Below are 18,287 nucleotides of genomic sequence, written 5' to 3'. Positions count from 1 at the left end.
GAGATCATGATGACCAAGAAGCCCACCATCAACATCGGCATTCCCGAAGACGTGCGCAAGAAAATTGCGGCAGGCCTGTCGCATCTGCTGGCCGATTCCTACACGCTCTACCTGATGACCCACAATTTCCACTGGAACGTGAAGGGTCCGATGTTCAACACGCTGCACGTGATGTTCATGCAGCAATATACCGAGCAATGGACCGCGCTGGACCTGATCGCCGAGCGCATCCGTTCGCTGGGTTTCCCGGCGCCCGGCACCTACAAGGAGTTTTCGAAACTCGCGTCGATCCAGGAGGTCGAAGGCGTGCCGGCGGCCACCGACATGATTCAGCATCTGGTGGACGCGCAGGAGGCGACGGCCCGGACGGCCCGCGACCTGTTCCCGCTGGTCAACGACGCCAACGACCAACCCACCGCCGACCTGCTGACGCAGCGCCTCGACGTGCATGAAAAGACCGCGTGGATGCTGCGCAGCCTGCTGGAGGAATAATACGATTTCCGAACGATCAGTTCGGAAATCGTATTCCGTTCGCGCGGAAATCCGCCCTTCGCTTGGAGGATTTTCGCGCGATTTCGTTTTCGCGGATCGCGAAGCGATCTTGCGGAAACCGTATAATTCGTGGACCGCCCTCTCCTTCGAGACAGCCGCCTTCCGGCGGCTTCCTCAGGATGAGGGCTAATCCAAGCTGTTTTCTGAAAGAATAGCCCTCAACGTCTCGAAGGGCGGGCGGCCTCGCCCGCCCGGAACGGAAAGCCGCGTTAATGGTCTTACGCAGGAGACGTTTCAGGCGGAGGCCGTATGGACAATTTCCGCATCGAACAGGACGCGCTGGGCGAGGTCCGCGTTCCCGCAAAAAAACTGTGGGGCGCGCAAACCCAGCGGGCCCTGCAAAATTTTGTCATCGGCCGCGAGAAAATGCCGCCGGAAATGGTGGAAGCCTATGCGCTGCTCAAAAAAGCCTGCGCCCACGCCAATGCCGCGCTCGGCCAGCTCGACGCGGAAACAGCCCGCCTGATCGAAAAAGCCTGCGACGTCATCCTCTCCGGGGATCTTTTCGAAAATTTTCCGCTTCCGGTCTGGATCAGCGGCAGCGGCACGCAGTTCAACATGAACGTCAATGAGGTGATTTCAAACCTGTGCTGCCGTTTTTCGGGGACGGCGCTGGGGAGCAAAACCCCGGTCCATCCCAACGACCACGCCAACAGGTCGCAATCCTCCAACGACACGTTTCCCAGCGCCATGCACATTGCGGCGGCGCTGACGGCGACACGCCGGCTGATCCCTGCCGTCACGGACCTGCGCGACAGCCTCGCCGCCAAGGCGCACACGTGGTCGGAAATCGTCAGGATCGGCCGCACCCATTTGCAGGACGCGACGCCGCTCACGCTCGGCCAGGAGTTTTCCGGCTTTTCGGCTCTGCTTGACGACAATCTCGACCGCATCAACGACGCGCTGAAGGGGGTTTTTCGCTTGGCCCTCGGCGGCACGGCAGTCGGCACGGGCGTCAACGCCCCCAAAAATTTCGGCGAGACCGCGACCATGGAGCTGGCGGCGCTCACGCAACACCCGTTTGTCACCGCCCCCAACACATTCGCGGCGCAGGGTAGCCATGACGCGCTCGTCCATCTTTCCGGCGTGCTGCGCACGCTCGCGGGCTCGCTGAAAAAGATCGCCGACGACATACGCCTCGAAGCCTGCGGCCCCCGCGCCGGTCTCGGCGAATTGTCCCTGCCGGAAAACGAGCCGGGCTCCTCGATCATGCCGGGAAAGGTGAACCCGACGCAGACAGAGGTTTTGACCATGATCGCGATGCAGGTCAGCGCCAACGATGTCGCCGTGGGTCTGGGGGGCGCCGGCGGACATTTGCAGATGAACGCGCAAAAGCCGCTGATCATCCATAATCTGCTGCAATCCATGATCCTGCTGGCGGACGGCTGCGTCAGCTTTCGCAAAAACCTTGTCGAGGGCATGCAGCCGAACCCGCAAAAAATCGCGAAAAACGTCGAGCGCTCGCTGATGCTGGTCACGGCGCTCGTTCCCGTGCTCGGCTACGACAAGGCGGCGCAAATCGCCCATCACGCCGCCGCGCACGATCTCAGCCTGCGCGAGGCCGCGCTCGCGCTTGGCCTCGTCAGCGCGGAAGATTTCGACAAATGGGTCGATGCGCGCAAAATGATCGGCCCCGCATGAGTCCGGAGACGGTCTTGGCGAAAACCCGTCTTTTCACTCCGCTCGCCCGTGAAGGCGCGGTTGCGGCGTGAGGGCGGGCGCGACGAACTGGCCGAAGGCGCGCGGGCTCGCCGCAACGGGAATTTTTTGCGTGACGGCGAGGGTGGTGGCGTCGATGCGGGCGAGGACGTCGTCCATCCAGCAGGCGACATAGACCGCGCCGTCCACCGCCAAAACCCCTTCGGGATAGCCGCACACGTCCAATGTCCTCAGCTCTTCGAGCGTCTCGCCGTCGAAGACGGACACGCTGTCGTCGTGCTGGTTGGTGACGAAGATTTTTCGATCCGGCGCCAGCGCGATGGCGTAGGGAAAGCTGCGCACTTTCAGCCGCCGCGTCTCGCGGCGCGACTCCGGGTCGATCACCGAGACGTCGCCGGATTGCACATTGGCGACGAACAGGCGGGGGCCGCTGGGGTCGTAGGTGACGCCGAACGGCGCCTTGCCGACGGGAATCGTCGCGACCGTCTTGCGCGCGGAAATGTCGACCACGGAAACGGAATCGCTCTCGCGATTGGCGACGTACAAAAACTTGCCTTGCGGATCGCTGGCCATGCCGGCCGGCGACTGGCCGACTTTGGCCGCGCCGGCTTTTTGCAGGCTGTCGGCGTCGAAGATGTGGACCTCGTCGGCATACCAGTCGGCGACAAAGATGGTTTTGCCCGTGGGATCGAGGGCGATCCCGAGCGGTCCAACGCCGGCGGGGATTTCCGCGATCACGCGATGCGCGCCCTTTTCGCGTTCGATGACGGAAAAGCTGTGGCCCTCGGGGTTGGTCGCATAGATGCGTTCACCCCCCGGCGCCACGGCGACGCCGGCGGGTTTCTTGCCGATCTTCAGCGTCTCCACCACGCGCCCTTGCGCCAGATCGACGATCGAGAGGGAATCCGCCCCCTGCGCCGTGACATAGGCCAGCGGGGCGGCGCGCGTTGGCGCGGCCAGGGTGAGGAGGAGGAGACAGACGTGGACCGCCCACAGGGCGTTTCGAAGAACGCCCGTCTGACGGCGGGCTATGCTTCGAGACGCCCGCTCGCGCGGGCTCCTCAGGGTGAGGGCTAATGTAAAGTCAGCTGCATCCGTCAGGGGCCGTCTCGAAGCGCGAGGGCGGTCCACGAACGCGGCCGTCACGGCGCGGATTCAACCATCTTCTTCAGATTGTCGAGCCCCGCGCGATAAACCCCGCGCACCGCCTTCACCGAACTCTCGTCATTCAGCTCTTCGGGGGGATCGTTGAGCATGTAGCCGCGATAGAAAGCCCCCTTCCATTCCACGGTCGAACCGCCCTTGCCGTTGTCGAGCACGGTGATGGTCGAGGCGTAGTTGTTCACCGGCAGGATTTTTGGGTCGACCTTGGGGATCTCGTATTTGTAGCTGTGGCCCGCCACGTCGTATTTGTCCAAGACTTCGTCAAAGCTTGGATCGCCCGGCGCCTTCAGCACCAGATGCCGCACGGAGCCGACTTCATTGCCCTTGTCGGCGACGCTGGAGGCGACCACCGGATGCCACTTGGACAAGGCGTCGTAATCGCCCATCACCGCCCAGACTTTTTCGACGGGCTTGTCGATGTCCACGGTCTCGACGATTTTCTGGCGCGTCGGTCCGTGGGCCGTCGCCGAAAACGCCGACATCGCCACCATTGCCGCAGCCAGAGCCAGAGCACGCATGCAGTCCTCCCCATTTCGTTATGGGAGGATTGTGGCAGAGGCCGCGTCCCGCCGAAAGCCGGCTATGGGATTTCTAAGATTTCATACGGTTTCCGCAAGATCGCTTCGCGATCCGCGAAAACGAAATCGCACGGAAATCCTCCAAGCGAAGGGCGGATTTCCGCGCGAGCGGAATACGATTTCCGAACGGATCGTTCGGAAATCGTATCACTGCGCGGGCGCGGCCGGCGCTTGCGGCGGCTGAAGTTTTTCGGCCTGCTTGCGGGCCGCCTCCTCCTGCTTGCGCCGCTCCACTTCGACCTTGCGCTGCCGGTCCGCCTCGCGCTGGCGGGCGATGCGCGCCTGTTCGCGCTCCAGCGCCTTGGCCGCCGCCACCGCCACAAAAGGCGCCGCCTCGACTTTTCGAACCGGCGACGCCCACGCGCCGGCCCAAGTCAATTCGCCCTGCCTGTCCGGCAGCGACGAGTCCAGGGCAAAGGTCAGATCGTTGAGATCGTAGCTGAAGGCGAGGCCCTCGCGCGCCGCCTTCAGCTCGCCCTTGGCGAGCCGCAGCGCCGCCTCGCCGTCGCCGACGCGCAACTCGCCCCCGGCGAGCGCCTTGTCGAGATCGCGAACGGTGTCCTTGGCGTTGAACGGTTTTTCGGACGCCGCCTGGGCGTCGAGCACTTGCGCCGGCGCGTCCGGCGCGGCGCCGGCGACGATCACATCCGTCAGTTTCGCCGACCCCGTTCCCGAAAGCGCGCCGATCAGCGCCGCCATGCTCGCGCCCGATCCGGCCACTTTTATCCGTCCGCCCGCCGTCGCCGACAGGGCCGGGTTTTTCAGCGCCAGCCCCTCGCCCGAAACCTCTCCCGAAAAAATCGCCTGACCGGCCTGGCGGCGCAGATCAAAACCGCCGCGCAGCTTGCCGCCGTTCACCGTCGCTTCGAGATTGGCGACGCTGAGCGCGTTGGCGGCGAGGCTGAGCTGGAAGGTGGCGGGAACGCCGAAGGGCGCGACGTCGGCCGCATGAATCGCCAGCTTGGTGCGCGGCGGATCGATCACGACGGGGGCGAACGACAGGCTCGGCCAGAACGCGCCGGGTTTCGCCGGCGCCGGCGGCCCGAGGATCAGGGCTAAAAATGCCGGCGCGGAGAATTTGTCGACATCCAGTTCGCCGCTCACCCCGTCCGAGGACAGGCGCAATTCGCCGCTGAAATGCGCGTCGCCGCGCTCGCCGACGATTTTGCGCAACAGGATGCGGCCGTCGCGCGACTCGACATCGCCGTCGATCTTGCCGGCGCCGGAGGGACCGCCGATCAGGCTCGACGGATCGCCGGCCAGCGACAATCGCCCTTCCACTGCGCCGTCGCGCAAAGCGCCGTCAAACTGGCCGTTGATTTTTCCAAGCGCCGCCCTGCCCGTGACCGCGCCGCGCGCCCCCTGGATTTGCGTCTGCACAAAAATCTGTCCGGGGCCGAGCTTTTGCGGCGACAACAGCGGCGGCGCGCCCAGTTGCGCCAGCAGATCAAAAGCTTCAGGGGCGGACACGTCCAGCGCCAGCCCCTTGTCGTCCAGGCTCGCCGAAAATTTCGTTCCCGCCGCCTGCCCGTCGAAGGCATATCCCTTCTCCTCCGCTTTGGCGTTGAAGGTGGCGGGCGACAGGATTTTGGCGCGGGAGGCCACGAGGCGCGTGGTTTCGTTGGGCGCCAGACGCGCCAGCAGGACTGCAAAATCCTGGAGTTCGCCGGCCTTCAGCCGCACAAAACCCTTGAGGCCGGAAAACTTGTCCTTCCACTCGCCCGAGGCGGACACGTCGGCGCCGGCGAGGTTTTTGCCCTCAAGCCGCTCCAGCCTCGAAAACCCTTTTTCGCGCAGCAGGCGCAGGCTGAGTCTTCCGTCCGCCTTGCCGAGCGTCTGCGCGTCCAGGGTCAGATCGAGATCGGACTCGCCGAGCGCGGCGCCGTAGTCGGGAACGCTCGCAAGGTCGAGCGCGCTCGCCGCGAGTTTCGCCGTCAGTTTTGCACGCGACTCTTTCGTCGCCGGGGTCCAACTCGCGTCGCCGGTGAATTTGGTGCGGTCGAGCGTGACGGTGGCGTTCGAGAGCGCCAGCGCGCCGCCGGAAAAATTGAACAGGCCGCCGGCGGCGATCTGGCGGAACGGCAGCGCCGGCGCGCCGACATCGGCGGCGAAGACGGGGTAGTCGACGGTCGAAAAATCGCCCTTGCCGCGCCAGCTTTTTGACCCCTCGCGGGTGACGGCGACATCAAATCGCGCGCCGCCGGCGCCCTCGGCGGCCACTTTGAGCGGAGAGCCGGGGTCGCGCGCCAGTTTCACCCGGCTCCAAGACCCCCGCCAGTTCAGCGCGTCGAGTTGCGCGCGCAAAACCGTCGGCGCGGGACGCTCCATGGCGCGCGCCAACAAACCCGCCCCGACATCCGCCCAGGCGCCTTCGAGATGCGCGCCGGAAAGATCGACCGCCAGCGCGCCATTATCGACTCCGTAGTCGGCGCCGCCGGAAAAATGCATGGCCTGGGCGCCCTCGCCCAGATGCAGCGCCGCCTTGTCCAGCTTGACGGCATCAGGCTTGGCGAAAACATCGCCCTCAACCCGCCAGGGGCCGTCCGCCGCCGCGCCCTCGCCCAAAATTTTGCCGGAAAAAGCGAGGTTGCCGCCGAGGTCGAGCGCGCCGTCGAGCGAGAGCGCGCCGAGGCCGTCGCTGTTCAGCGCCAGTTTGAGCGGCAGGCGCGACCCGGAAAAAGCGTCGCTGCTGAGGGTGTAGCGGATGCTGCGATCCTTGACCCGAAATGCGCCGCGCGCGTCAAACGGGCCTTCCGCGGCGAGGCGGCCGGAGAGATCGACATGATCCAGCGAAAGGAACGGTTTGCCCGCATGAAGCACGCGCAGCGTTCCGTCGCGCAGGGACAGATCGTCGAAGCGCACGGAAGAGTTCGGCTTGCGCAAAAGGTCGCCATCGACCTCCAGCGCGAATTGCGACAGCTCCGCGCGCGTAAAAGTCATGCCGCCCTGGATCAACGCGGGCAGCGACAGTTCGAAAGTGGCCTTTTCCGCCTTGAGCGCCCCCAGCGGCCCCTTCAGCGACAGGTTTTGCGCGGAAAAATAGGGCGTGGGCAGGACGCGGAACTCGATAGGGCCGTCAAGCTGCGCCTGCGACCCCGTCGCTTTCGAGATTTCCTCGGCGAAACGCCCGCGATGCGCGTCGAAATCGACGACATAGGGCGCCCCGAGCAGCGCCGTCAGCACGAGGATCAGGCCAATGCCGAGATAGGTGAGAAAATCGCGCATAAATCACTTGCTTGCTTTCTCGACGAAGGAGTCGAGCACGAGTTTGCGTCCAGCTTTATCAAAATCGATGGTCAATTTCGAGGCGTCGACGGCGACAACGGAACCCGGGCCGAATTTTTGATGAAACACGCGGTCGCCCGGCGCGAAGGCGGCGCCCGGCGTGGACTTGCTCAAAACCTCGCCCTCGATGGTGAGCGGGCCGCGCCCGCCGGGTCCGTTTTTCTGCGCGCGCTTCCAGCCCGGCGTGTCGTAGCGCGAGCCGAACGAATCCATGTTGGCGAAGCGCGATTGCGCATAGGCGCCATAGCCCGAGCCGCTGCCGCGATTTTCCGTGACCTGCACATGGGCGGCGGGCAGATCGTCCAAAAAGCGCGAGGGCGTGGTGGTCTGCCACAGGCCGTGGATGCGGCGATTGGTCGCGAAATAAATTTTGGCGCGCCGCCTTGCGCGGGTGACGCCGACATAAGCGAGGCGGCGCTCCTCCTCCAGCCCGGCGCGGCCGTTGTCGTCGAGGCTGCGCTGGTGGGGAAACAGCCCCTCCTCCCAGCCCGGCAAGAACACCGTTTCGAATTCCAGCCCCTTGGCGCCGTGCAGGGTCATGATGGAGACGCGTTCGCCGCCGTCGGCATTGTCGGCGTCCATCACCAGCGAGACATGTTCGAGGAAGGCGCCGAGGTCGGGAAACTCCTCCATGGACCTGACGAGTTCCTTGAGGTTTTCCAGGCGACCCTCGGCTTCCGCGCTCTTGTCCTGCTTCCAGAAATCGGTGTAGCCGGATTCCTCCAGAATTTTTTCCGCGAGTTCGTGATGCGGCGTTTGGCCGATCCCCGCCCCCCAGCGCTCGAAATCATTGAGAAGCGCCCGCAAGGTGGAGCGTTGTTTCGGCTTCAGCTCCTCGGTTTCGACCAGCATGCGCGCCGCCTGCATCAGCGGAATCTGCTGGCGACGGGCGTGATCATGAACAATTTGCAGGCTGGCCTCGCCCAACCCGCGCTTGGGCGTGTTGACGATGCGCTCGAAGGCGAGGTCGTCGGCCGGTTGCGCCGTGCAGCGCAGATAGGCCAGCGCGTCGCGAATTTCCATGCGCTCGTAAAAGCGCGGGCCGCCGATCACCTTGTAAGGCAAGCCCAAAGTGATGAAACGTTCCTCGAATTCGCGCATCTGGAAGGAGGCGCGCACGAGGATGGCGACTTCGTCGAGCGAATGGTTTTGGCGCTGCAATTGTTCAATGTCTTCGCCAATGACGCGGGCCTCCTCCTCGGAATCCCACACGCCCGAAACCTGCGGCTTCTCGCCATCCTCGCCATCGGTAAAAAGGGTTTTGCCGAGCCGGTCGGTGTTATGGGCGATGAGATGGGCGGCGGCGGCGAGAATATGGCCGGTCGAGCGGTAGTTGCGCTCCAGACGGATCACCTTCGCGCCGGGAAAATCCTTTTCAAACCGCAGGATATTGTCGACATCGGCGCCGCGCCAGCCATAGATCGACTGGTCGTCATCTCCCACGCAACATAAATTCGGTTTCCGCACGTTATCCGTGCGTTGCGCCAACAATCTCAACCAGAGGTACTGGACCGCGTTGGTGTCCTGGTACTCATCGACGAGAATATATTTGAAGCGCTGCTGATACTCCGCCAAAACGTCGGGATTCTCTCGTAAAACCTTGAGAGCCTCCAGCAGAAGATCGCCGAAGTCGGCGGCGTTCAGGATCTTCAGTCTCTCCTGATACAGCGCGTAGATTGCGCCGCCCTTGCCGTTGGCAAAAGCCTGAGCCTCGCCGGCGGGCACGTTTTTCGGCGAGAGACCCCGGTTTTTCCAGTTGTCGATGAGATAGGCCAGCGTGCGCGCCGTCCAGCGTTTCTCATCAATGTCTTCCGCGCGCAAAACCTGCTTGAGCAGGCGCATCTGGTCGTCGGTGTCCAGAATGGTGAAATTGCTTTTGAGACCGGCGAGTTCGGCATGGCGGCGCAGGATTTTTGTGGAAATCGCGTGGAACGTGCCGAGCCAGCCCATGCCCTCGGCGCTGGGGCCGATCAGGGCGGCGATGCGCTCCTTCATCTCGCGCGCCGCCTTGTTGGTGAAGGTGACAGCGAGGATTTGATGCGGGCGGGCCAGGCCTTGCGCGAGGATATGGGCGATGCGCGCGGTGAGCACGCGGGTTTTTCCCGTACCCGCGCCCGCCAGCACGAGCACCGGACCTTCGGTCTTTTCAACGGCCTCGCGCTGTTCGGGATTGAGGGCTGAGATGAAATCCGGCGCGGGGTTCAACGCCGCGAGCGCGCGCGCGGCAATGCCGCCGGCGCGCGGCGCGACCGGTTCGTAACCGGGAAAATCGTCGAATGGATCGGACACGGCGGCCTTTTGCGAATCGTCGCCGCCAATGTGGGGGCTTGCGCCCCGCTTGTCGAATCGACTTCGCGCGGCCGGTTGTGGAGAGCGGCGGCGCCGAAGCCCACGCCGCTCGGCGTCAGTTCGCCCGTGTCCACTGCGCCGACTTGCAGATCATGCCGCCGAACGCGCAGCCCGAGGTCGTCATCGACGCGCCCGACAGGATCACCTTGCCGTCATAGGTCTTGCCGTCCTCGGGATTGAAGGCGGAGCCGGTCCAGCCCTCCGCCGTCCGCGTCAGCCCGGAGAAAACCTGCTGTCCCACACGCGCGGGCGAATTGGGATCGCGCAGCCAGGTGATGGTTCCGCAGACGGCGCCGCCGCAATTGGCCATGCGGATGCGCGAGCGGCCATCCGTGCGCTTCCATTCGCCGATGATGTCGCCGGCCAGAGCCGGCGCGGCTGCGGACAGGGCGATGGCGACCAGAGCAATTCGTTTCATTTCTTCCTCCCCATTTGGCGTCGTTTTCGGGACGCTTCAAAAATTCAGCCGCGCGCGCCCGCCTCCGCGGCGATCCAATGCGCGAGCCAGTCCGGGACTTCGGACTCCGGCGCCTCCGCCGATATGGCGCGCAGCAGGTCGGCTGTCGGCAGTCCGCCCTCGCGTCCAAGCAGCAGCGCCTTGACCACCGCCTGACAACAAAGTTCGCCGTCGCTCTCTATGCGATGTTCGATGAACAGCCATTTCGCGTCCCAGCCGATGATCCGGCTGCGCAGGACGAAAAGCTGGAACGGCGCGAGCGAGCGGCGAAACCGCACCATGGCGCTGGCCACCACGGGTTTCAGTTTTTCGCGCCACACCAACCCCGCAAAACCGCCGCGCAGCGCGAGGTCGAACCGGCCGATGTCCATCACCGCGAGATAGCGGGCGTTGTTCATATGCAGGTTGACGTCGAGGTCGTTGGGCCAGACGCGAAAGGTCAGGACGGATTCGTCGCGCCAGCCCAGTTTGGGGCGGAACGGGGCGCCAAAGGCCATTTTTAATAATCGCAACCAGGGCGCCATTCGACTTCATTCCTCGGCCAGTTCCGTCATTGCGAGCGGAGCGAAGCAATCCACCTGTTCGAGAACCGCAGCGTGGATTGCTTCGTCGCTACGCTCCTCGCAATGACGGCTTTCCGGCGAAGGTCCGTCAGAACGCCGCTTCCTCGAACGCCATGATGGTCTTGCCGCCGGCGGTGATGGTGGCGAGCAGCGCGCCGGTTTGCGGCAGCAGGCGCTCCATGTAAAACCGCGCCGTCAAAACTTTCGCCTTGTGGAACGGATCGCTGTCGGCCTGCGGCAGGCTGACCTCCGCCATGCGCGCCCACATGAAGGCCAGCACCGTCAGGCCGAACAGCCGCAGATAATCGGTCGCCGCCGCGCCGGCCTCGTCGGGCCGCGCCATGCCGGCGCGCGCGACATGCATGGTCGCCTGCTGCAACCGCCCGAAGGCTTTTCCCAGCGGCCCGACGAAATCCGCCAGAGCGGCATTGGCCTTGTTGGCCTCGACATATTCGGAAATGGGGTGGAACACGGTGCGCATGTAGCGCCCGGCGTGCATGGCCATCTTGCGCCCGACAAGATCGAGCCCCTGAATGCCATTGGCGCCTTCGTAGATCTGGGCGATGCGGGCGTCGCGCACCAGCTGCTCCATGCCGTTGTCGCGGATGTAGCCGTGGCCGCCGAACACCTGCACGCCGATATTGGCCGCCTCGAAACCGATGTCGGTGAAGAAGGCCTTGATCACCGGGGTGACCAGGGCGACGTAATCGTCCGCCTTTTCCCGCTCCGCCGGATCGGGATGCATGCGGTAGATGTCGATGCACTTCGCCGTCCACATCGCCAGCGCGCGGCAGCCCTCGATATAGGCGCGCTGCGTCAGCAGCATGCGGCGCACGTCGGGATGGACGATGATCGGATCGGCGGCTTTTTCGGGGAATTTGGCGCCGGACAGCGCGCGCCCTTGCAGCCGGTCCTTGGCGTAGGTCACCGCTCCCTGATAGGCGGCTTCGGCGAGGCCGAGGCCTTGCACGCCGACGCCGAGCCGGGCCGTGTTCATCATGGTGAACATGGCCTTCATGCCCTTGTGTTCCTCGCCGACGAGAAAACCCTTGGCGTCGTCGAAATTCATCACGCAGGTGGAAGAGGCCTTGATGCCCATCTTGTGCTCGATGGAGCCGCAGCGCACGCCATTGCGCTCGCCGGGATTTCCATTGGCGTCCGGCAGGAATTTGGGCACGAGGAACAGGCTGACGCCCTTGGTCCCCTTGGGGCCGCCCGGAATCTTCGCCAGCACCAGATGGATGATGTTTTCGGTGAGGTCATGCTCGCCGGCCGAAATGAAGATTTTGGTGCCGGTGACGCGGTAGGAGCCATCCTCCTGCGGCACGGCCTTGGTGCGCATCTGTCCCAAATCGGTGCCGCAATGCGGTTCGGTCATGCACATGGTGCCCGACCATGTGCCGTCCACGAGTTTTGGCAAATAGCTGTCTTGCAGCTCCTTGGAGCCGAAGGCGTGCAGCGCCTTGTAGGCGCCGTGCGTCAGGCCCGGATACATGCCGAACGACATGTTGGCGGCGCAGATCATCTCCTCGACCAGCGCGTTCACCGACACCGGCATGCCCTGGCCGCCATATTGGGGGGCGCAGGCGAGCGAGGTCCAGCCGCCATCGCGAAACAGGGTGTAGGCTTCCTTAAAACCTTTGGGCGTGCGCACGACGCCGTTTTCGTAGTGGCAGCCTTCGGCGTCGCCAGAGTGATTGAGCGGTTGCAGCACCTCCTCGCAAATCTTCGCCGCCTCGTCGAGCACGGCGTCCACCGTGTCGCGGTCGAAATCCTCGTAGCCCGGAAGTTTCGTCAGATCGTCGTAGCCGATCACGTCATAAAGGGCGTAGCGCATGTCGCGCAGCGGAGCCTTGTAGGCTGGCATTCAGTTTCTCCTCCCTGCGGTCGCGCCTGCAGCCCTGACAAGGGCCGCGGGCGCCCGCGCCGACTGGCGCGGCGGCGGCTGATGCCGCCGGGCGCCGCTGCTTCCGACCTGTCGGAAGCAGCGGCAAACATTCAATTGCGGAGCGGCTTGCCGGTTTCGAGCATGTGCTCGACCCGCGCCATGCTGTCGGGATTGCGCACCAGGCGCATGAAGTTTTTCCGTTCGAGTTCGAGGAGCTTGTCCTCGCTCAGTTCGTCGAAATATTCGACGTCGCCGCCGGTGAGGATGTCGGCGAGCACGTCGGAGACGACCACGTCGTGTTTGGTCGCCTTGCCCATTTTGGCGAAACTGTCGACCGCCATTTTCAGCGCCAGTTTTCCCGAGAGACCGGGCAGGCGATAGGTTGGCGGCGCCGGCGGCTTGTAGTTTTCCGCCATTTTGAGCGCCTTGGCCTTGGCGTCGAACAGCAGGCGGTCGCGGTTCATGGTGATGCCGTCGCCATCGCGCAGGATCATCATTTCGCGGGCTTCGGCGGCAGACTTCGCCACGCGCGCCGTGCTGATGTATTCGAACACCTGCGCGACGGAGGGCATGGGCCCCTTGGGCATTTTTGTGTTGGCCTGCCAGCGCGCCAAAAATTCCTTGCAGCCGCCCCAGGCGGGGATCAGCCCGACGCCGACTTCGACAAGGCCGATATAGCTCTCGGCATGGGCCTGGATCGCGGAACAGTGCAGCAGGATTTCACAGCCGCCGCCCAGCGCCATGCCCGAGGGCGCGCCGACCACCGGGAAGGGCGCGTATTTCAGGCCCTTGTAGGCGAACTGGCCGAGCCCCACCAATTGCTCGATTTCGGTCCAGGCCGCGATGTTTGCGGCGAAAAGAGCGAGGCCCAAATTCGCGCCGACGGTGAAATTGCTGCCCTCGTTGTAGATCACCAGCGCCTTGTACTTGGATTGCACCAGCTGCACGGTCTGGTTCAGCAGCATGACGATATCGGCGTCGAGCGAGTTCATGATGCTGGTGAACTCGAAACACAGCACGCCGTCGCCAATGTCCCACACCGAAGCCGAGCCGTTTTTCAGCACCGGCTTTTGCGTGAGTTTGATGTCGGCGAGCAACAAGACGCCCTCGCGGCGCTCCAGCGTGACGTAATCGCCTGACAGCGTGAGCGCCTGGCGCTTGCCGTTCTCGATGCGGTAAAAAGTCTTTCCGCGCGCCGCTTGCAGGATCGGCGGCACGAGGCAACCCGCCTCCTCCAGTTTTGAGACGAACCAGTCGACGCCGATCTTGTCGAGCAGCTCGAACGGGCCCCATTTCCACGCATAGCCAAGGCGCATGGCCTCGTCGATGGAGACAATGTCGTCGGCCGCGTCGCCGACCAGCGCCGCCGCATAGGTCAGGGTTTTGCGCGCGACATCCCAGGCGTAGCGGCCATGCTCGCTGTCGTGCGTGAACAGTTTCTTCAGATCCCTGCCGGCGTCGGTCACGGCGTCGACCCGCATTCTTTTCTGCGCGCGATAGTCGCCGGTCTGGAGGTCGAGCGCCTCCTTCAGCTTGCCCTTCTCGCGATTGAGCCGGTAAAAACCGCCCTTGCCCTTTCGCCCGGTATAGCCGTCCCTAATCATGCGCTCGACCAGCGGCAGCGGCTTGTTCATGCCGTGGAACGGGTCGGTCGAGGGCAGCGCCGAAGCCATGCTGGCGTTGATGTGCGGCATCAGGTCGAGGCCGATCAGGTCGAGCAGGCCAAACACGCCGGTTTTCGGTATGCCAAGCGGCTTGCCGATGATCGCGTCGGCTTCCTCGACTTGCAGTCCGTGCTCGAAGGCCAGCACCACGGCCGATTGCAGCCAATAGACGCCGAGTCGGTTGGCGATGAAGCCCGGCCGGTCCTTGCAGACCACCACGCCCTTGCCGAGCTTGTAGTCGCAGAAATCGGTGATTTTTTTCACCGTATCGGCGCTGTTCTTGTCGCTCGTCACCAGTTCCAGCAGGCGCATGTAGCGCGGCGGATTGAAGAAGTGGGTGATGACGAATTTTTCCGCGAATTCTTGCGGCATGCCCGCGATCAGCGTGGCCAGCGGAATGGTCGAGGTGTTCGACGAAACAATCGCGTCCGGTTTTTTGTGGGCGTCGATCTTTTTGTAGAGCGCCTGCTTCACCTCAAGTTTTTCCACCACGACTTCGACGATCCAGTCGCAGTCGCGCAAAAGTTCGAGATGGTCTTCGATATTTCCGGTGGTGATCAGCTTGGCCGCGGCCTTGCTCATGAACGGCGCCGGCTCGGTTTTCAGCAATTTGGCGACGGCGCCCTCGGCCACCGCATTGCGGTTTGTCGCGCCCGCCGGAACGATGTCGAGCAGCACAACCGGCGTTCCCGCATTGGCCACTTGGGCGGCGATCCCGGCGCCCATCACGCCGGCCCCTATGACGGCGACTTTGTTGATGGTCATCACACCGCCTCCAGAATGGTGGCGATGCCCTGGCCGCCGCCGATGCACTGGGTCGCCAGCGCATATTTGCCGTTCTCGCGCTTCAACAGGCTCGCGGCCTTGCCGACGATGCGCGCGCCGGTGGCGCCGAGCGGATGGCCGAGCGCAATGGCGCCGCCGTCGAGATTCACTTGCTCCGGCGAAAGACCGAGTTCGCGCATGCAGGCGATGCTTTGCGAGGCAAAGGCCTCGTTCAACTCCACCACGTCGAGTTGCTTGGCCTCGATCCCGGCGCGCGCGAGCGCCTTGCGGGTGGCGCCGACCGGGCCGATGCCCATGATTTCGGGATCGCAGCCGCAAACCGCCACGCTCTTCACCACGGCCAGAATTTCCAACCCCTTGGCCTTTGCGTAATCCTCGGAGCAGACGAGGCAGGCGGAGGCGCCGTCGGTGAGCGGCGAGGAGGTGCCCGCCGTCACCGAGCCTTGCGCGTCGAACGCCGGCTTCAGCTCGGCCAGACCTTCGGCGGTGGCGTCCGGGCGCGGACAGCCGTCGACGGACACTTCGCCCTTTTTCGTCTTGATCGGGATGATCTCATCCTTGAATTTGCCAGCGGCCTGGGCGGCGGCGGTGCGCTGTTGCGAGCGCAGGGCAAACTCTTCCTGTTCTTTCCGCGAAATCTGCCACTTGTTGGCGACATTTTCCGCGGTCTCGCCCATGCCCATATAGGCGCCGGGCATTTTCGCATAAAGCTCGGGGCTCGGAAGGGGATTGAACCCCATCATCGGCACGCGGGTCATGCTCTCGACGCCGCCGCAGATAAAAACGTCGCCAGCGCCCAGCGCGATCGCGCCGGCGGCGATATGAACGGACGACATGGAGGAGCCGCAGAAACGGTTGACGGTGGCGCCGCCGGCCGATTTCGGCAGCCCGGCGAGCAGGCTGACGAGGCGGGCGACGTTAAAACCCTGCTCGCCCTCGGGGAAGGCGCAGCCCATGAGCACGTCCTCGATGTCGGCGGAATTGACGCCGGTTTTCGCCATGAGGCCGGCGATCACCTGCGCGGCGAGGTCGTCCGGGCGGACCGAAACGAGGTCGCCCTTTTTCGCCAGGGTGAAAGGCGAGCGCGCATAGCCCGCAATGACGGTGCGAGTCATTCAAAAATCTCCCGATGTGAAGCGTTCAAGCTTGCTGGCAGCTTAGAGCCCGTTCGGCGAACTCCCGTTCACCGAACGGGCTCTAGCTTCTTGTTTTGACGCATTTTCTCTACGCGAACTGGCATCCAATTCGCTCGAAAATGCTCTGGAGGCGCGCGCGGCGCCCATTTTCGCGGATGGCGTACAAAACCGGCATTCCTCCCGCGCCGCGCGCTTATGTCGCGCGCCGGCGAAAACTTTTTCCTTGACGCTGAAGGTAGTCGAAGCGCCCCCAGAGGTCAATATGGTTCATGTATGAACTTTTCGCGCGACGTCAAGCCGGGCTCAATCGGATTCCGGGTTCAATCGGATTGAACGGGTTCAATCGGATTGAGCGAGCTCAATCGGATTGAGCGAGCTCAATCGGATTGAGCGAGCTCAATCGGATTCAAAGAGATCGCGCGTGTAAACCTTGGCGGCGACGTCGGCGAGCGCCGGGCTGCGGCGGTTGCAGAGGATGAGGTCGGCCTCCTGCTTGAAGGCGTCGAGGTCGCGAACCACGCGCGAGCGGAAAAACTCGTCCTGTTTGAGCATGGGCTCGTAAATGATGACTTCGATGCCCTTGCCCTTGATCCGCTTCATGATGCCCTGGATGCTCGACGAGCGGAAATTGTCGGAGCCCGCCTTCATGATCAGCCTGTAAACCCCGACGACCCCAGGATTGCGGCGGACGATGTCCTCGGCGATGAAATCCTTCCGCATCGTGTTGGAATCGACGATGGCGCGGATCAGCGTCTGCGGCACGTCGGAGTAATTGGCCAGCAATTGCTTGGTGTCCTTGGGCAGGCAATAGCCGCCGTAGCCGAAGGAGGGATTGTTGTAATGCGCGCCGATGCGCGGATCGAGGCAGACGCCGTCGATGATCTGGCGCGAGTCGAGACCGCGCGTCATCGCGTAGGAGTCGAGTTCGTTGAAATAGGACACCCGCATCGCCAGAAACGTGTTGGCGAACAGTTTTATGGCTTCGGCCTCGTCGGAATGGGCCAGGATGACCGGCGCCTCCGGCTCCAGCGACCCGGCTTTCAACATATCCGCGAATGTTTTCGCGCGTTCCGAAACCTCGCCGACGACGATGCGCGAGGGATGCAGATTGTCGTGGAGCGCCCGCCCTTCGCGCAAAAATTCCGGCGAGAAGATCAGGTTTTCGGTTGCGAAAAACTCGCGCATGGCGCGCGTAAAACCGACGGGCACGGTCGATTTCACCACCATGATGGCGTTGGGGTTGATGTTCAGCACCTCGCCGATCGTAGCCTCGACCGAGGAGGTGTCGAAGAAATTGGTTTTGGGATCGTAGTCGGTGGGGGTGGCGATGATGACATAGTCCGCGCCCGCGTAAGCGTCCACAGCGTCCAGCGTCGCCCGCAGGTTGAGCTTTCTGCGCCTGAGCCAGTCCTGCAATTCCGCATCGACGAAGGGCGCCTCGCCCCGGTTCAGCAGCTCCACCTTTTCGGCGACGACGTCGCGCACCACGACGTCATGCGACTGGGCGAGCAGGACCGCATTGGCCAGGCCGACATACCCCATTCCTGCAATGGCTATCTTCACGTCAATTCCCTCGCATGCGCCTGGCGCGCGAGCAGTCTATCAACAAGATGACGTTTGCGTGAAGCTTCTGGCTTCGCGGCCGATACGGGAGGGCGAGAGCCTTTACCCTTCGATAAGGCGGAAGCGGATATTCTCTTCCGGTCGGCGCGTATTTGCCGATGTGTGGTGAGGCCTGGGTCCGCGTGACCCAGGCCTTTTCTTTCCGGCGGCGCAAAAGAAAATGCCGCAGGCTGGGGCGGCCTGCGGCATAAGGGAAGGCAAGGGATCGCTTAGTCGGCGGCGCGCGCCACGTCCTGGGCGATCGAGAAGGCGCTGGTCAGCGCGTAGCCAATCTTGGCGTCGGGCTTGTGCAGCGGACGCACCTGAACCATGTGGGCGCCGGCGATCTCGTCGCCATACAGGTAGATCAGCGCCACCTTGGCGCCCGGCGCCAGCTGCGCGCAATGCACGCGGGCGGTTTCGGCCTTGATCGGGTCGTTCAGCCGGTTGAGCTGGTAGGTCAGGATCTGCGTGCGGGTCTGGCAGAGCAGCGCCGGCTCCGATCCGACGATGGCGGTCTTGAACTTCGGACCGGCGAAGGCGGGGGCCGCCACGAGGGCGAGCACAGTCGTCAACAGGATGCGTCGCATGGGAATCTCCATTT

Annotated in this window: 13 protein-coding genes; 2 read left to right on the top strand and 11 right to left on the bottom strand. The window is 63.7% G+C overall.

Going from position 1 to position 18,287, the window contains the following annotated elements:
• Positions 1-9: 9 nt before the first annotated feature.
• Positions 10-492, top strand: coding sequence for a Dps family protein (locus GJ654_RS14965; RefSeq protein ID WP_155446981.1), 483 nt, complete (start codon positions 10-12; stop codon positions 490-492).
• A gap of 309 nt (positions 493-801) precedes the next feature.
• Positions 802-2,193, top strand: coding sequence for a class II fumarate hydratase (gene fumC, locus GJ654_RS14960; protein ID WP_155446980.1), 1,392 nt, complete (start codon positions 802-804; stop codon positions 2,191-2,193).
• Between the two features lie 33 nt (positions 2,194-2,226).
• Here the strand turns inward: fumC and GJ654_RS21600 are convergent, their stop codons facing one another.
• From GJ654_RS21600 to GJ654_RS20835, 11 genes are all read right to left on the bottom strand, one after another.
• Positions 2,227-3,357: a YncE family protein gene (locus GJ654_RS21600; protein ID WP_155446979.1), complete on the bottom strand. Its 1,131-nt coding sequence runs from the start codon at positions 3,355-3,357 to the stop codon at positions 2,227-2,229.
• Positions 3,354-3,893 carry an SRPBCC family protein gene (locus GJ654_RS14950; protein ID WP_155446978.1) on the bottom strand — a complete coding sequence of 180 codons (540 nt, stop codon included), beginning with the start codon at positions 3,891-3,893 and terminating at the stop codon, positions 3,354-3,356. The genes GJ654_RS21600 and GJ654_RS14950 overlap by 4 nt, the downstream gene beginning before the upstream one ends.
• A gap of 207 nt (positions 3,894-4,100) precedes the next feature.
• Entirely contained in the window at positions 4,101-7,178 is a 3,078-nt protein-coding gene (locus GJ654_RS14945; protein WP_155446977.1) for a hypothetical protein, read from the bottom strand.
• Positions 7,179-7,181: 3 nt separating this feature from the next.
• Entirely contained in the window at positions 7,182-9,527 is a 2,346-nt protein-coding gene (locus tag GJ654_RS14940; RefSeq protein WP_264586189.1) for an ATP-dependent helicase, read from the bottom strand.
• 115 nt (positions 9,528-9,642) lie between these two features.
• Positions 9,643-10,005, bottom strand: coding sequence for a DUF2147 domain-containing protein (locus GJ654_RS14935; protein WP_155446976.1), 363 nt, complete (start codon positions 10,003-10,005; stop codon positions 9,643-9,645).
• Between the two features lie 44 nt (positions 10,006-10,049).
• Positions 10,050-10,568 (bottom strand): thioesterase family protein, encoded by a 519-nt coding sequence (locus GJ654_RS14930; protein WP_155446975.1) that lies wholly within the window; start codon positions 10,566-10,568, stop codon positions 10,050-10,052.
• A gap of 127 nt (positions 10,569-10,695) precedes the next feature.
• Complete coding sequence (locus GJ654_RS14925) at positions 10,696-12,474, bottom strand: acyl-CoA dehydrogenase C-terminal domain-containing protein (RefSeq protein ID WP_155446974.1); 1,779 nt, start codon at positions 12,472-12,474, stop codon at positions 10,696-10,698.
• Between the two features lie 131 nt (positions 12,475-12,605).
• The gene (locus tag GJ654_RS14920) at positions 12,606-14,924 is read right to left on the bottom strand and encodes a 3-hydroxyacyl-CoA dehydrogenase/enoyl-CoA hydratase family protein (RefSeq protein WP_155446973.1); all 2,319 of its coding nucleotides are present in this window, start codon (positions 14,922-14,924) and stop codon (positions 12,606-12,608) included.
• Complete coding sequence (locus GJ654_RS14915) at positions 14,924-16,060, bottom strand: thiolase family protein (protein WP_155446972.1); 1,137 nt, start codon at positions 16,058-16,060, stop codon at positions 14,924-14,926. Before GJ654_RS14915 ends, GJ654_RS14920 begins: the two co-directional genes overlap by 1 nt.
• Before the next feature lie 417 nt (positions 16,061-16,477).
• Positions 16,478-17,644 (bottom strand): nucleotide sugar dehydrogenase, encoded by a 1,167-nt coding sequence (locus GJ654_RS14910; RefSeq protein ID WP_264586188.1) that lies wholly within the window; start codon positions 17,642-17,644, stop codon positions 16,478-16,480.
• 269 nt (positions 17,645-17,913) lie between these two features.
• Positions 17,914-18,273, bottom strand: a complete 360-nt coding sequence (locus tag GJ654_RS20835; RefSeq protein WP_196305574.1) for a hypothetical protein — start codon at positions 18,271-18,273, stop codon at positions 17,914-17,916.
• Positions 18,274-18,287: the final 14 nt, after the last annotated feature.

This window comes from Rhodoblastus acidophilus, assembly GCF_009720655.1.
GTDB lineage: Bacteria > Pseudomonadota > Alphaproteobacteria > Rhizobiales > Beijerinckiaceae > Rhodoblastus > Rhodoblastus acidophilus_A.
The sequence above is the reverse complement of the archived record's forward strand: the minus strand, read 5'-3'. Positions and strand labels throughout refer to the sequence as shown.